This window comes from Pseudomonadota bacterium, assembly GCA_039818985.1.
Taxonomy (GTDB): domain Bacteria; phylum Pseudomonadota; class Alphaproteobacteria; order Sphingomonadales; family Sphingomonadaceae; genus Alterisphingorhabdus.
The window spans coordinates 124,989-142,359 of record JBCBSU010000001.1 but is presented as its reverse complement, the minus strand read 5'-3'; the positions used below and the strand labels follow the sequence as shown (position 1 = coordinate 142,359).

Here is a 17,371-nt window from a genome sequence, read left to right as displayed (position 1 = left end):
ACACAGAGGCCGCATCATGTGTAGAAGTCCGGGGTAAAGACATTGGAACCATCTTCCGGCTTGCGATCACTCTCACCATCACCCGTATTGAAGGCGGCCATATCCTGGTTCATGAGCAGCAGACGGAACTGGTCCGGGTCCATATAGCCCCGATTATTGTACACGCCCTGATCGCGGGGCAGGAATTCCGGGGTCTCGCTATCGCCAGTATCGGTCGAGCTGTCGGTTTCGGTGGCTGATGCGCCCTCCCCGTCGCTATCGCCGGTCGTCGCCGGGCTTGCGTTTTCAGCGGCCTGGGCAGTCGCACCTGCATCATCATTGGTGGAGTCATCAGCCGGTATATTATCACCGGCTGCGGTCTCGCTGGCATCACCGGTCACGGGCGCAATGTCTACGCTCACCGGCAGCGGCGAGTTCTCGACCATGGTGATGTCGAGCACCGGAGCGGCAGACGGGTTATCGCTATGGCCTGTCTCTGCCATCTCGTTTTGCGCTGCGGCCAGTTCCTGCTCGACCAGCGCAAAGCTGTCGACCCCTTCGGCATAGAGACGCGGATCAATCGCCGCATCGGGAGACAGCATGGCTGGCCCCGTACCAAAGCTGCCGCCAAAGGCTGAAGGTGCCTCGACAGCCATGGTTGCGGGCTGCATCGTGTCAATGCTGCTATCGGCATTCTCCAGATCAACAGGCACAGCAGAGAACACATCCTCGCCAAAACTGGCCTGCCCGATCTGCCATGCGCCGCCACTATCGGTGACGTCAGCGGATGCGTTGGCTGCGATTTCCGGTGCCGCGGCCTCTGCCTCTGCAGGGCGGAAGGAAAAAGCGATATCGGCCATGCTGGCCGTGCTGCCATCGGCACGGGTAAAGCCTGCCGTGGCCACGGTGATGTTCTTGCGGATCTTGCGCCGCTCGCCAGTGCCCTGTGCCACCAGATCGAACGATGTGATGCCGACCTGCTGCAGCGTGCGCAGCTCGCCCTCATCGGTGACGCCATTGCTATTGGCATCGACCCAGACGCGCAGCTCGTTGAACCTGAGATCGCGCTCATCCAGCACGCCATCGCCATTATTGTCAAAGGCACGCAGCGCCTCGATCTGGTTGCGCGCTTCGGGGTTCTCGGTGAACAGGTTCATCTCTGCACTGCTGGTGATCAGCCCATCGCCATTGCGGTCGATGACCAGCAGGCCGTCATCGGCACCAACCCAGCCGGTACGGTCCGCCGCGCCATTGCCGTCATGATCGAAGCTGACCCCCGAGCGACCACTATTATCGATCTCGATACCGTCGCCATCGAGATCAAGCACAATAGCCGAGGACAGGCCATAGCTCAGACCACGGAAGTTAAGGATGGTCGCCCCGGTGACGCTGTCGCGTGCGACACGCTTGGAACCGATCATCAGCGCGCCATCCTCGCTGTGCAGACGATAACGCCGCGCCCGGCGGTCAAAGTTCATAACCGCAAAGTCCATATTGGCGACATTGGGCGTACCGCTCGAGAAATAGGTCAGTGCCGCATCGAGAAACTCAGCATTGCTGCCATCGGTACGGACGAAACTTCCTGTATTGATCACTGCTACCTCACCTATGGTCACCGAACCCTCAACAGGGGTTCCGGTCAACCCGATTTCCAATATACCTGCAGCTTCAAGCGTCAGTATTTCACCGTCATCGGCGATTCCGTCGCTATTGATGTCCTGCCAGACAAGGAAATTAGCAAACTCGTCATCCGCTGCCGAGAAAATATTGTCACCATTGCTGTCAAAGGCACGCAGGCCTTCCAGATCCGATCGCGCATTGGGCACATCATCGATAAAGCTCAGTTCGCTGACACCGCTTACTGTACCGTTACTGTCACGGTCGAAGAACAACAGCCCCTCACCCGATCCGATCCAGCTGGTATCGTCACCAACACCGTCATCATCGAGGTCGAACAGTGCATCGCTTTCGGCTGCTGATACGGTTTCGACCCCGCCACCATCAAGATCGAGAATGATCGGGGAAACGATCGACAGCGTCTCACCACCAAAGAAGGACAACCGTTCAATCGAAATCAGCTGGTCACGGCCGTCATCACCATTGGTCTGCGGCGCATCGTCGCGGGTGCGGATGAAGAAATTGCCGAATGAGGTGGAGAGGGTATATTCATCGCGTGTGCCGGCAAAATAGGCGGTGTCGAAACCGGTGCCGCCGAGAATCAGGTCATTACCTGCATTGCCCCAGAGATGGTCGTCACCACGGCGGCCGAAAATGGTGTCATTGCCATCGCCACCGGCAAGATAGTCACCCCGGCGTCCACCGAAGATCCAGTCATTGCCACCACGGCCATAGATGCGGTTTTCACGGCGGAAATTCCCGAACAACAGGTCAAAGCCCTCGCGGCCCTGACGCCATCCGGCAAAGGCTTCGTCTATCCTGACCTGCGCCGTGGCGGTGGCCGTCGTCTCGCCATCGCTTACGGTATAGCTGAAGCTGTCAAGTCCTTCGAAGCCGAGATTCGGCGTGTAAAGGATCATGCCTTCGTCATCGATGGTCACGCTGCCATTCACGCCATTGCTGACCTGGGTGATGGTCAGCGTATCGCCATCGACATCGATGTCATTGTCCAGCAGGTCGAGCGGATCGATGACCAGCGCATCACTGCCTTCGGAAACAAACAGCCCGTCATCAAAAGCCTCGGGCGCATCATTGACCGGATTGATGGTGAACAGGAAGGCATCGCCAATGGTGAATTCGCCGTCGCTGGCGGTGACACTGACATCGAAGCTGCCATTGAAGTCCTGCGGCGGGGTGCCGGTGAAACGACCATTGTCGAAACTCAGCCATTCGGGCAGCGGCGAGCCGTCCACCAGCGTCGCCGCCAGGGTCAGCGGATCGCCATCGGGATCGCCAAAGGCATTGGCTGGCAGGGTGATATCGATCACGCTATCTTCATCGCTGTCCAGATCAGGCAGCGGCGTCAGCAGCACCGGTGCCTCATTGCCGGTTTCGAGCGCCAGGGTAAAATCGGCACTGGCAGTGAGCGCACCATCAGAGGCGGTCACGGTGACCGCATAATCGGCATCCTCGCTTGGCGGTGTTGCGGTGAAGCGCTCGCCATCAAAGTCCAGCCAGTCGGGCAAGGGTGAACCATCGGCCAGTGTAGCTGTCAGCGTCAGCGCATCGCCATCGACATCATCGAACAGGCCATCGGGCAGATCGATCGTCACCGGATCGCGTTCGGCAATGGTGATATCGTCCAGCGCGAGCAATGTTACCGGTGCGTCATTGACCGGATCGATGGTCAGGCGGAAATTGTCGCTGACATCGAGCGTACCATCGGTTGCGGTAACGGTGATATCGAAACTGCCGTTGAAGTCCTGTGGCGGAATGCCGGCAAATTGCGCACCGTCAAAGCTCAGCCAGTCGGGCAGGTCCGAGCCATCGGCCAGCATCGCCGTCAGGCTGAGGCTGTCACCATCGACATCGCCAAAGGCGTTATCGGGAAGCGCGGCCAATATCGGCGCATCCTCGTCGCTGCTGATATTGGGCAATGGCGTCAGCACCACCGGTGCATCATTGACCGGGGCGATGGTCAGGCGGAAATTGTCGCTGACCTGCAACTCGCCATCGCTGGCCGTGACGGTGATATCCAGGCTGCCATTGAAGTCGCGCGGTGGAATACCGGCAAAGCGGCTGCCGTCAAAGCCAAGCCAGGCGGGCAGGTCGCTGCCATCGGCCAGCGTTGCTGTCAGCGTCAGCGCGCTGTCGACATCGGTAAAGCTGTCTTCAGGCAATGTAATATCGAAGGCGCTGTCTTCGGCAATCGACTGATCGGCCAGCGCGATACCCACAATCGGGGCATCATTGACCGCCGTCACGGTGAGGCGGAACATATCCGCTGCTTCGAGAGCACCATCACTCGCGGTCACCATGATGTCGATATTGCCGTTGAAATCCTGCGGCGGCGTACCGGTGAAGCGGCTACCGTCGAAATTCAGCCAGGCCGGCAGGTCGCTGCCATCGGGCAAGGTCGCGGTCAGTGCCAGCGCATCACCGTCGACATCGGTAAAGGCATCATTTGGCAGCGCAATATCAAAGGCGCTGTCCTCGGGCGTCTCAACATCGGCCAGCGCAATAGCCGCCACCGGCGCATCGTTGATAGGTGTAATCGTCAGCGCGACATTGCTGGTGACATCCAGTTCGCCATCGGAGGCAGTGACCGCAATATCGAAGCTGCCGTTAAAGTCCTGAGGCGGCGTGCCCGTGAAGCGGCTGCCATCGAATTCGAGCCAGTCAGGCAGATCGCTGCCATCCACCAGAGCCGCAGTCACTGTCAGCAGGTCGCCATCAACATCGGTGAAGGCATCAGCCGGAAGCGCAATATCGATCGCCATATCCTCGGCAACGCTGCGTTCCAGGGTGCCGAAGCTGGCAACCGGCGCATCGTTGACCGGGGTAATGGTGAGACGCAGGCTGTCGCTCACATCCAGCACGCCATCGCTGGCGGTGACGGTGATATCCAATGCGCCATTGAAATCCTGCGGTGGGGTGCCGGTGAAACTGCTGCCGTCGAAATTCAGCCAGTCCGGCAGGTCGCTGCCATCAGCCAGCGTTGCGGTAATGGCCAGAACGTCGCCGTCGACATCGGCAAAGACATTATCGGGCAACGCAATATCGATGGCGGCATCTTCCGCGCTCTCGGCATCAGACAGGGCCAGCAATTGCACCGGTGCGTCATTGACCGGATCGATGATCAGCGCGAAGCTCTCGCTGGCGCTGAGTTCGCCATCGCTGGCAGTCACGGTGATATCGAAACTGCCGTTGAAATCCTGCGGCGGCGTGCCGGTGAAGCCAGTGCCATCAAATGTGAGCCAGTCCGGCAGGTCGGAGCCATCAGCCAGCGCCGCGGTCACCGTGAGCACATCTCCATCGACATCGCCGAACAGGCCATCGGGCAGCGCTATGTCTATAGCGGTGTCTTCGTCGACATTGACATCGGCAAGGGCAAGCAGCGCCACCGGCGCATCATTGACCGCAGCAATGGTCAGGGTGAAGCCAGTGCTGGCCTCCAATTCACCATCGCTGGCGATGACGCTGAGGTCGAGGCTGCCGTTGAAATCCTGCGGCGGCGTGCCGATAAAGCGCTCGCCATCGAAAGCCAGCCAGTCAGGCAGATCGCTGCCATCGGCGAGCGTCGCGGTGATCGCCAGCGTATCGCCATCCACATCGCTGAATGTATCTGCCGGAAGCAGCACATCAATGGCGGTGTCTTCGTCAAAGCTCTGATCCGAAAGCGGCGCCAGCAGCACTGGTGCATCATTGACCGGGTCGATAGTCAGGGTAAAGCCGGTGCTGGCCTCAAATTCGCCGTCGCTCGCGGTCACGGTGATGTTGAAACTGCCGTTGAAATCTTGCGGCGGGGTGCCGGTGAAACCGGTGCCATTAAAGCTCAACCAATCGGGCAGGTCATTACCATCGGCAAGCGTGGCAGTGAGCGTCAGCGCATCACCATCGACATCGCCAAACAGGTCGTCAGGCAGAGCAATATCAACCGACATGTCTTCATCCAGCGCGACATCATTCAGCGCCTGCAGCGCCACCGGTGCATCATTGACCGGATCGAAGGACAGCGCAAAGGCTGCAGTGGCGCTGAGCGAACCGTCAGATGCCTCGACCACGATATCGATCACGCCGTTAAAGTCGCGCGGCGGGGTGCCGGCAAAGCCATTGCCGTCAAAGCCCAGCCAGTCGGGCAGGTCCGAACCGTCGGCCAGCGTTGCCGACAGCGCCAGCGTGTCGCCATCGACATCGCCGAACAGGCCATCGGGCAGGGTGATGGCCACCGGCGTGTCCTCATCAACCGACACATCATTCAGCGCCAGCAAGGCGACCGGCGCATCATTGACCGGGGTGATGTCGAGAGTAAAGCCGCTGCTGGCCTCTGCCTCGCCATCGGATGCGGTGACAGTGATGGCGAAGCTGCCGTTGAAATCCTGTGGCGGGGTGCCGGTAAAGCGTTCGCCATCGAACGCCAGCCAGTCGGGCAGATCACTGCCATCAGCCAGCGTTGCGGTGATCGCCAGATTATCGCCATCGATATCGGTAAAGGCACCTTCCGGCAGGGCGATATCGATGCCATTATCCTCTTCTACCGCGACATCGGCCAGCGCCAGGGCCGCCACCGGCGCATCATTGACTGGCGCGATATTGAGATCGAAAACATCGCTCACCGACAGTTCCCCATCGCTGGCGGTGATGGCCAGCGACAGCGTGCCATTGAAATCCTGCGGCGCGCGGCCCGAAAGCTGCTGGCCGTCAAAACTCACCCAGTCGGGCAGGTCCGAGCCATCGGCAAGGGTGACGCTATATTCAAGCGCATCGCCATCGACATCGCTGAAGCGATCAGTCTGCAACAGGAAGGTGAAGTCGCTGTCCTCATTGCCGGTCAGGTCATCAAGCGGTGTATCAAGCTGCGGCGCGTCATTGACCGGGGCAATGGCGATGACGACATCCTTGATCGTCTCGACCTCGCCATCGGAGACCGACAGTTCGAGCGCGACATTGCCGTTGAAATTCGCCGGCGGCGTGCCCGAAATCTGCTGGGTCTGACGGTCATAGTCGAGCCAGTCGGGCAAGGCCGTGCCATCGGCGCCGCGCAGTTCGACAATCAGCGCGTCATTATCGGCATCCTCGATCAGGTCGAGTGGCAGGGTTGCGGCGAACGGCTCGTCCTCGGTACCGCGCAGCGATGGAATCACACCAATCACCGGCGCATCATTGACCGGAGCGACCGAGACCGAGACCCGCGCGGTGGTGGCGATACCGCCCGAATCCTGCAGCTCGTAATCGAACCATGCCTCGCCATTGAAATTCTCGTCAGGTGTGATGATCAACTGGCCGATGCCATTATCCTCAACGGTGACGCCCTCGGTCTCGAGGATACGCGTCAGCAGTACCGCCTGGCGATCGACATCGAAGTCGTTTTCGAGCAGTTCACTGGTGAAGATGGTCAGCGGCGTATCTTCATCGGTCGCCAGGCTGTCATCGCCGGCAACCGGGTCATCGCTCACCGGCAACACCTCGATGGTAACCGTGGTCGGCACCGCGAAACCGCTCTCATTGGTGATCGCATAGGTGAGTGTCAGAGTGCCGAAGAAATCGGCATTGGGGGTCACCCGGAAATTGCCATTATCGAGCTCGGTCACGCCTTGGCCGACAAGGCCGAGGAACTCCGGCACGGTGCCTTCAGGGATAAAGTCATTCGCCAGCAGCACCGCCGGATCAATATCGATAAAGCTGTCTTCGAGCACTTCGAACCCGGCATCGGAGACAGCAATCGGAACTTCGAATTCCGGCAGCACGATGACCGTGACCTGACCGACGCTGGTCGCGCCATTTTCGTCGGTCACGCGATATTTGAATCCGCCATCACCGAAATAGCCTTCGCGGCCCTGATAAACGGCCGTATCGCCATCGCGGAACACAGTGCCATTATCGGCATCGAAAATCTCGACCAGTTCGAAACTGTCGCCCTCGACATCACGGTCATTGGCGATCAGATCGGCGAGATCGATAACCAGCGGCACATCCTGATCGCCGAAGAAGATGCCGTCGGGATTGGCGATCGGTGCGTCATTGACCGCCGCGATATCGAATTCAACGACGCCGCGGCCGGTGCGGCGGCCATCGGTGATGCTGTAGTCGAACGAGATCAGGCCGTTGACATTCTCGTCGGGGATGAACTGGAAGCGACCGCCCGGCAGCTCGAGAATACGGCCATCAGGATGCGAGCGCGACAGCGACACGAAGCGGAAGTCGTCGCCATCCGGATCGCTGTCATTGGCCAGCAGATCGGCAATGGTGAATTCGAACGGTGTGTCCTCGACAGTGGCGAAGGTATCGGTCGCGGCAATCGGCGTCCGGTTGGTGTTGATGACATCGACATTGACCCGGCCGACATTGGAGCCATGGACATTGTCAGTGACGATATATTCAAAGCCTGCCGCGCCATTATAATCGGCATCTGGCGTGAAGATGATCTGGCTACCGTCAAACTCGACCGTACCACGGCTGGCGTTGAGCGCATCGACAAAGATGATCGGATCGCCATCGACATCAAAGTCATTGGCCAGCAGCAAGGCCGGATCAATGATCAGCACGCCATCTTCGAGGACGCTGAGATTGTCGGTCACAGCCGAGGGCGGGTCTTCCAGCGGCAGGACATTGAGGTTGATCCGCGCGGTGCCAAAGCCCTGGGCATCATCGGTGATGGTGTAGATTGCGGTGTCGAGACCCGAGAAGCTGGCATTGGGCGTATAGGTGACTGTCGCGCCCTGATTGCCGTCAAAGCTCTGGCTCACCGTCTCCTGCAGCACCGTGGCGCCATCGCTATGGGTGAACAGGATATCCAGCGTGTCGAGAATATCGAGCGGCACTGTGGCGGTGATCTCACCGGTGGTACTGTCGATGGACAGCCAGTCGGGCAAGTCCGAACCATCGGCCAGCGTCGCGCTCCAGCTACCGCCCGCAAGCGGGGTGATGCTGTCAGGCGCGGCGATGGCGATAGTCGACAGATTGACCGTCAGGCCACCATCGCCGGCATCGTCGATGCCTGTGACGCGGATCGGATCGCCATCATCATCTCGGTCATTGACCAGCAATGCGGTGATAGCAAAGCTGACCTCGCCATTTTCGAACAGCTCGAAACTGTCGGCAAAGGCATCGGGCGTTTCGGCATCGGGCCGGACGTTGAACACGATGATCGCCGGTTCGTCGGATATGCCGCCTTTTTCGTCATTGGCGGTATAGGTAAAGGCAATCGAGCCGTTGAAATCTTCTGGCGCATTGAGGTTGATGCGCTCTGCACCGTTGCTGACAGAGATACCGCTGCCGAGCCGGCTGTTCACGGTGAAGCGGTTGTCTACCACGGCCTCGGTTATTATCGACATGGTCGGCAGTCCGCCGCCATCGCCGGTTACGTCGAGCCGGATCGGCACACCGCCAACATATTCCGAAGGCGGCAGCCCGGTAAGCGACAGGGTCTCGGCATCGAAGGACAGCCAGCTATTGAGCGGAGCCCGGCTCTCGCGTGCCGCTTCGATCGACTGCGCCGCGCCAAGATCGAGCGCGAACAGGCCCTGTTCGGCGAAGAAGGCATCATTCTGCAGCAGCGCGTTGATTGCCGGATCGATCGGCTGGTTGGGGTCGATGACGAATTCGAGCGTAAAGCCGCGATCGGGCATGGCATAGGTGCGATTGGGCAGCGAACCCTGATCGTCATCGGGGGTGAAGATGATCTGCAACCGGGCAACCGGGGCATCGGCATCGGGTTCGAAGCCGGACAGGCCGACAGTCATCGTCTCGCTGTCGAATTCGAGCCAGTCGGGCAGATCGCGACCGCTGGCAAGCGACGCGCTGAAGCTGCCGCTGCTGATATCGAACAGCGCGATATCGCTGTCATAGGCAATGCCGCCGGCCAGTGCCGCGCTGTCGGTCGGGTCAATGGTCAGCGTCTCGTTGAACAACACCGGTTCGGTGGCACCTTCCGGGGTGAAGGTAAAGGCGATCGCGACATCGAGGGGATCGGTGGCCTCAACCGGCGGCGTACCGGTAAAGGTCAGTGTATCCGCATCGAAGCTCAGCCATGTCGGCAGCGCACTGCCATCGGCCAGGGTCGCGGTGACGCCGATATCGTCGTTGAGGCTCTCGGCGCCGAATTCGTAATTCTGCGCAAAGGGTTCGCGGATGGTGAAATTGTCAAGAATATCGGCAACCGAGACGCCACTCGCCAGATCACCCGCATCTTCGGCACTGAAATTGTAGCGATAGGTGTGCGTCGCGCCGTTGGAAGGATCGCGCACAAATACCGCAACCCGGGCTATGCCGTCCAGGTCCGCCGGAACGGTGCCGCTGAAAGTCAGCGTATCCGCATCGAAGCTCAGCCATTCGGGCAGATCGGTATTGTTGCCTGATTTCGCCTCGACGGTATAGCCGGGGTTGAGGAACTTTCTGGTGAAACCGCCAAGCAGATTGGTTTCGCGGAAGAAGATGACATCACCGTCGCGGTCGATATCGTTGCCAAATGCCTCGGCCGGAATGACGAACAGCGTCCGGTCCTCGATACCGGCGACCACGTCACCCCGCAGGATCGGTCCCTCATTGCGCGGCAGCACGGTGATATTGACAAAGGCGCTGTCGAAACCACCCTGCCCATCGGAAATGAAATATTCGAAGCCGGCCGCGCCATTATAGTCGGGCCGCGGACGGAATTCGATAAAGCCGTCTTCATTGACGCGGACCTTGCCATTTTCGGCAAAGCGCTCGACACCGTCGAAGATCAGCGTATCGCCATTCTCGTCGGTATCATTGGCGAGCAGCGCCGCCGGGTCGATAACAAGCAGCGTATCCTCTAGCGTGCGGAAACCGAAATCGTCGCGCGCCCGTGGCGCATCGTTGAGCGGCCGCACCCGGATCCTGTAATCAAGCACCGCAGACGCGCCGCGCTCGTCAATCACCTCGAACTGCAGTGTGCCGTCACCCAGAGCTGCCGGGGTATAGGCGATTTCGCCAGTGGCTTCGTCGAACACCACGCTGCCATTGGACACCGGATTATTGTCCGCACCGCCCACCAGGCCGACAAAGGTCACCTCGTCACTTTCGACATCGAAGACCGACGCCATGAGCTGATCGACGGTTATGATCTCGGTAGTCTCCAGCCGGACCACACGCTCCTGCTCGCCGATGCGCGGCGCGTCGTTGACCGGGTTGAAGAAGATTTCCACCGAAGCGCGCGACTGCGCCCCCGAGGCATCCTCCAGCACATAGGTGAAACCGGCAAAGCCGAAATGGTCGCCCTTGGAAATGATCTCGATATTGGGGCCGGCGATGCGCGCTGCCGCATTGGTCGCGCGGAACTGGAAGTCAGTGTTGCGATGCGGGTCAATCTGGCTGCCATCGTCACGCGTGAGCGGTTCAATAGCAACGATACGCAGGCCTTCCTGCTCATTGTCGCCATCAACGTCGAAATCGTTGAGCAGCAGATTCTCGATGCGGATGCGCAGTAGCTCGTCCTCGACGCCCAACACCAGCGGATCATCGATTGCCACCGGCGCATCATTGACCGGCGACAGATTGACCTCGACCCGGGCCGAGGATTCGCGGCCAAATTCATCGCGTACGGTATATTCAAAGAACGCGTCGCCGTTGAAATCCTGGTCACCCAGAAATTCGATCAGGCCATCATCATTGAGGTTGACCGTGCCCGAAACCGCATTCTGGACCGAAACAAATTCGAGTTCCTCAACGCCTTCCAGCTCCAGATCGTTGACCAGCAATGTCGCCGGATCGATCAGCGCCACCTCGTCCTCGACGCCGAAGCGGAAAATGTCATCCTGTGCATTGAACCGGCCGACCCGCACCAGCGTTTCGATCTGGTCGCGATCCCACACCGTGCCATTGGCAAAGACGATTTCCTCAATGCCGGTCTCGCGGCCAAGGAAATGATCGGTGACCAGCACCGTATCGATCAGGAAGCCGTCATCGCGCTCAAATTCGATGAACAGGTCATCGCCCTGTTGAAGGAAGGAGACATCCTTTGGCGCCAGTTCTGAGTCGAGCACGAGGCGGTCGATATCGGCGGCAGCGCCGATTTCGGTGATGATGTCCTCGCCACTGTCAAAGCCGAAGAGATAGCTGTCCGATCCCAGGCCGCCGCGCAGATCGTCATTGCCGAATTCACCCTCAAAGGTGTCATCGCCATCGCTGCCGGTAAAGCTGTCGTCAAAGACCGATCCGACCAGCATCTCGATGCCCGAAAGCACATCGCCCAGCGCTTCGCCGGCAAGGCCGAGGCCCGTGGACAGATCGACAATCACTGCCTCGTCGGCGCGCGAATAGTCGGCGATATCGAAGCCGCCACGACCATCGATGATATCGGCGCCACGGCCGCCGCGAATGCGGTTGTCGCCGTCATCGCCACGAATTTCGTCATCATGGAAAGAGGCCTGGATGATCTCGATTCCCGAGAATGTATCACCCTCGGCGTCACCGCCCCCGGCGGTGCCGTCGATCATGTCGATAACCACACCCTCGGCGGAGAGGGTATAGTCGGCAATATCCACGCCTTCGCCGCCAATCAGCTGGTCGCCGCCACGGCCGCCGATGAGAATGTCATCGCCGCCATTGCCGATAAGAATGTCGTCCTCGCGACCGCCATTGATCAGGTTGGCGGCATCATCGCCCTCAATATTGTCGGCAAAGTCGGTACCGATGACATTTTCGATGTCGATCAGGCTGTCGCCCTCGGCCCAGCCGCCCGACGCGGTTCCTGCGACCAGCGAAATCGTAACCGCTGCGTCGGAGAAGAAATAGGTAACGGTATCCGCACCTTCACCGCCGTCAAGCGTGTCACCATCGGCGCCGCCATCAAGCTCGTCATCGCCTTCGCCGCCGATCAATATATCGACGCCGCCGCGACCCTCAAGCGTATCATTGCCGCCAAAGCCTACCAGACGGTTGTCATTGCCGTCACCGCCGAGACGGTCGCGGAAGACGGTGCCTTCCAGCGCCTCGATGCTGACATATATGTCACCCTGGGCGACATCGCCCTGGCCGACACGGCTTTCCAGATCGGCGCGCACGCCGATATTGATCGCGGTAAAGCGGACAGTGTCGAAACCTTCACCACCATCAATCTCGTCGCCGCCATCACCGCCATCGATGATGTCGTCACCGTCGCCGGCGTCGATCTGGTCCTGCCCATCGCCGCTGGAGATGATGTCATTGCCGCCACGGGCAAGGATCAGGTCGTCGCGGCGGAAGCCGTTGATCGTCTCGGACAGGTCATTGCCCTCGATATAGTCGATCTGCGGCGTGCCGTTGAGCTCACCGGTATAGATTTCGGCAATGGTCGCGGTGGCAAAGCCGGTGTCCTCCAGCCCTTCACTGTCGGCAATCCGGTATTCGATTGCCACTTGGCCGGTAAAGCCGGGGTCGAAGCGGGCCACGATGAACTCTTCGCCGCGGAAATTGACAATCTCAAAGGCCCCCACGCTGACGCGGTTGCCATTGGCCAGCTCGGTCGGGTCAAGAATTGCGTCAACGCCGACAAAGGTCGGGCGCGGTCGGCCGGGATCGTTGAGATCGACACTGACCCGGCCATCGCCGTCGAGATCGGCCTGTTCGATATCGAAGTCGTTGAACAGGATATCATCAACGCGGATCACCAGCGGGATATCGAGCGGGGTGATAAAGCCTTCGTCATCAACCACCGTCGGATCGTCATTGGACGGGATGATCTCGATATTGACAAAGGCTTCAGCAGTGCCGTCGGCATTGTCGGTAACGGTATAGTAGAAACCGGAAGAGGCGGTCGCGTCGATGAACGGCGTGAACAGCAGGTCGCCATCCTCGTTGAACTCCAGCGTCCCGTTAAGCGGCCCATCGGCAGTGCCAGGCAGACGGAAGGAGACAAATTCCAGCTCGTCGCGGTCAATATCGGTGTCATTGCCCAGCAATGCGCTGATTGGGATAACGGTCGGAATATCCTCAAAGACGAAGACTTCATCATCGGTGGCATCGGGCGGCCCGTCGCCGACATTCTCGAAGAACAGGGTGACGGTGGCACCATCGACGGCGCCCTCAGGGTCGGTAACGGTGTAGCTGAACTCCGCCTCACCCCAATAATCCTGATCGGGGGTAAAGATGATGGTGCCACGGTCCGTGACCTCAATATCGCCGTTGATCGCCTCACCGGCATTCTCAAATGTCAGGGCAAAGCCTTCGATATCTTCGTCATTCTTCAGCAGCTCGATGATCGGAATCTCGATCGGTACATCTTCGAGCCCGCGCAGGAAGAAGAATTCATCATTGGTATAGCTGTCGTTGCGGGCGATCGGGCGATCATTGACCGGCTGGTAGATGATACTCGCGGTCGCAGTGCCGGTGTCCCCCTGGCCGTCATTGACGGTATATTGGAACCGCGCCTCGCCGTTGAAATTGGCACCCGGCTCGAACAGTACCGTGTCATTATCGAGCAGCCGCGCAGTGCCACCATTGAGACTGCGCACCGAAGTGATGGTCAGCGTGTCATTGTCGCGATCAATATCATTGGCCAGCAGCCGCGCGGCGCTGATGACAATCGGATTATCCTCGAGAATCGGGCCGCCCTGCTGGGTCTCGTCGAATAGGTCGTCCTGCGGCTCGGGTGCGTTGTTGACCGGGTTGACGAACAGATTGACCCGACCGGTTGAAGCCTCACCGGCCTCGTCAACAATGGTATAGTCAAAAAAGGCATTGCCGAAGAAGAAATCGGTCGGTGTCACGGTTATGATACCGTCGTCACCGAGCACCGCCTGGACATTCGCCGAAGACTGGACCGATTCGACAGTCAGAATATCGCCATCGATATCGAGATCATTGTCGATAAGCTCGAAGGCATTGATGGTAAACGGTACGTCCTCATCGGTGACAAAGCCGCCATCATTGCGCGCAACCGGGGCATCATTGGTCGGCAGCACATCGATAAACACTGTGGCCTCAGCACGGCCGCCCTCAGGCGTATTGGCAACATAGGTGAACCGTGCCTGGCCATTGAAATTGGCATCAGGGGTAAAGGAGACCTCGCCATTGCTTGCCAGCGATACAGTGCCATTTTCGGCACCAAGCACCTGGCCGATGATCAGCCGGTCGCCATCGATATCGTTCGACAGCAGACGTTCGGAGCGGATGATCAGGAAACCATCTTCATCGACAGCAAATCCGCTATCGTCGAGCGCCTCGGCAATCGGGCGGACATTGATGTCGACCTCGGCTTCGGCAAAACCGTTCTGGCCATCGGCAATACGGTAGGTCAGCGTTGTCGGACCGGTAAAGCCGTCACTGGGCGTGAACAATATGTTGCCATTATCGTCGATAATAGCGGTGCCATTGTCACCACCATCGACACCGATCAGTGTGATCGGGTCTTCATCGGCATCAAAGTCGTTGCGCAGCAGATCTGCCGTCGCAATTTCGATCGACGATCCGGTGACAACATTGAAATAACCATCGCGCTCGGCCACCGGCGAACGGTTGTCGAGCAGATTGCGCAGTGTCTCACGGGTCCAGATCACACCATCGGCAAAGATATAATTTTCGATGGACCGGCTATCGGGCGCCAGCGCATCGACGATGGTCAGGCTGTCGTCGTCATTGCCGGCAAAGCGTATGACAACCGTGTCGCTGCCACGGAACAGTCTCTCGACCGAAGCCTCGGTGGAGTCGATGCCGAGAAGCTCGACATTATCGAGCTCAAGCGCCGACGCACCATCATCGGTGATGATGTCATTGCCGCTGCCTGCCGAGAACAGATAGCTGTCCGAACCGGCTTCGCCAAAGATGGAGTCATCACCTGCGGCAAGGGTGTAGACGTCATTGCCGTCAAAGCCGTAAATATTGTCGTCGCCCGCCGTTTCGGTGTCAGCCAGAACACGCTCGCGCATTGCCGCACGGTCCCAGCGGGTGCCATCGGCAAAGACAATCTCAAGGCTGGTGCCACCGCTGCCATTGGCGCTGCCCAGCGCATCGAGCAGGGTGATCCGGTCACCGTCACCGGCAAAGGTGACGACCAGATCATTGCTGGACGGCCCGGCGCGGACCGCCGAGACGATATCGGATATGTTGTAATCGCTCAGCCGCAATTCGTCATTGCCACTGCCAAAGGCGTCGATGCGGTCATCGCCATCGCCGCGAGCATAAAGATAGACGTCATTGCCGCTGCCGCCGGCAACCAGATCGTCGCCAAGACCGGCGGTGATGACATCATTCCCGCCAGTGCCGTTAATGGTATCGGCACCATCCGACTGTTGCGCCGCCAGCAGCGTCTGCTGGATATCGGTGACGGTGAAGCTGCTGGCATCATCGCTTAGCGTGATCGTCTCGATACCGCGATTGCCGCCGCGCAGCGCATCGACGATGACGATTTCATCATCGCTGCCGACAAAACGCACTGCAATATCATTGCTATCGGTGCCGAGACGGTCGAAGCGAATATCCTGCGCGGTGTAGCCGGAGATGATCAGCTGGTCATTGGTCGAGACCGCATTATCGTTGATCAGGTCGCGGCCATCGCCGCGCTCGAAGATATAGCTGTCGTCGCCGCCATTGCCGATCAGCCGGTCATCGCCCAACCCGCCGGTAAAGCTGTTGTCGCTGTCATCGCCGCGGATAATATCATCGCTGGCGCTGGGCAGCCGGTCGAACAGGTCGGCAGTGGTCCATTCGCTGCCATCGGCGAAGCGGATCGTCTCTATCTTGCCGCCGACAAGCGCATTGTCGATGCGGACACGATCGCCATTGTCGCCAATGTTCAGCACGAACGCATTACCATCACTGCTTTGCGCAACGCGAATATCATCGGCGGTAATGGCAGCGCCTAGTATCAGAACATCGGCATCACCCGAAGCATCGTTGATGCGGTCCTGGCCATCGCCCAGGCCGAAGCGGTAGATATCATCGCCGGCACCACCCTCGAGCCGGTCGACACCGGTGCCACCGCTGAGATCGTCATTGCCGGCCTCGCCGATAAGCCGGTCATCACCGGCATCACCGAGCAACGTCTCGTCATTGGCGGTGCCGAAAATCCGGTCATCGCCGGCGCTCGGTGCCAGCGCCCGATCAACCAGATCATCAGCGCTCCAGACAGTGCCATCTTCGAAGCGCACCTCGCGGATCGCCATGCCGCGATCGGCATCCCAGCCAAGGTCGATCCGGTCGCCAGTGCCGATGATTTCCAATATGACGTTGCGCTGGCCGCGGACAAGGCGGATCTGGTCAGGCGCGATATCGCTGCCCAGGCGGATAACATTGGCGCCTTCGCGATCATCAATGACATCCTGCCCGTCGCCACGGTTGAAGACATAGACATCATCGCCGCCAGCACCGCGCAACACATCGTCGCCAGTGCCACCAATCAGCGTATCGGCAGCAAAGGAACCGGTCAGCATATCATTGCCGGCACCGCCATCGATGACATTGTCGCGCGTCGCGAAATCGGCGGGCAGCGTGCGCAGCAGCACATTGTCGATCGATGCGCCATCCGAATCGATGGCGCCAAAGCTGCGCAGGCGCAGAATATTGTCGCCGGCAATCGCGCTGACCATCAGGCTGGCGGTGCGGAAGCTGGTGTTGCGCTCGCTGCTGCTGAACACGACATCACCGTTCCACAGCACCTCAAAGGCGCCCGATTCAGCCGGATTGGCCCGATTGGCATAATCGAATTGCAGCAGCAGTTCCTGTCCCGCATCAAGGCCGCCAATAGTCTGCACGATATCGGAATTGGTATCGGACTCGAGGTCAAGCCAACGGCTGCCATCGGGCGTGGTTATGCCTTCGATACCGCTATCGATAAGCT

General features: G+C 59.4%; 1 protein-coding gene (running past one end of the window). It reads right to left on the bottom strand.

Annotated features, from left to right (window positions below):
• Nucleotides 1-14 precede the first annotated feature (14 nt).
• On the bottom strand, nt 15-17,371 hold the end of the coding sequence (locus AAFX04_00505; protein ID MEO1043901.1) for a tandem-95 repeat protein. 18,004 nt of this gene lie beyond the right edge of the window; the window shows 17,357 of its 35,361 coding nt (coding positions 18,005-35,361); the start codon falls outside the window, past its right edge — the gene reads right to left on this strand; it ends in the stop codon at nt 15-17.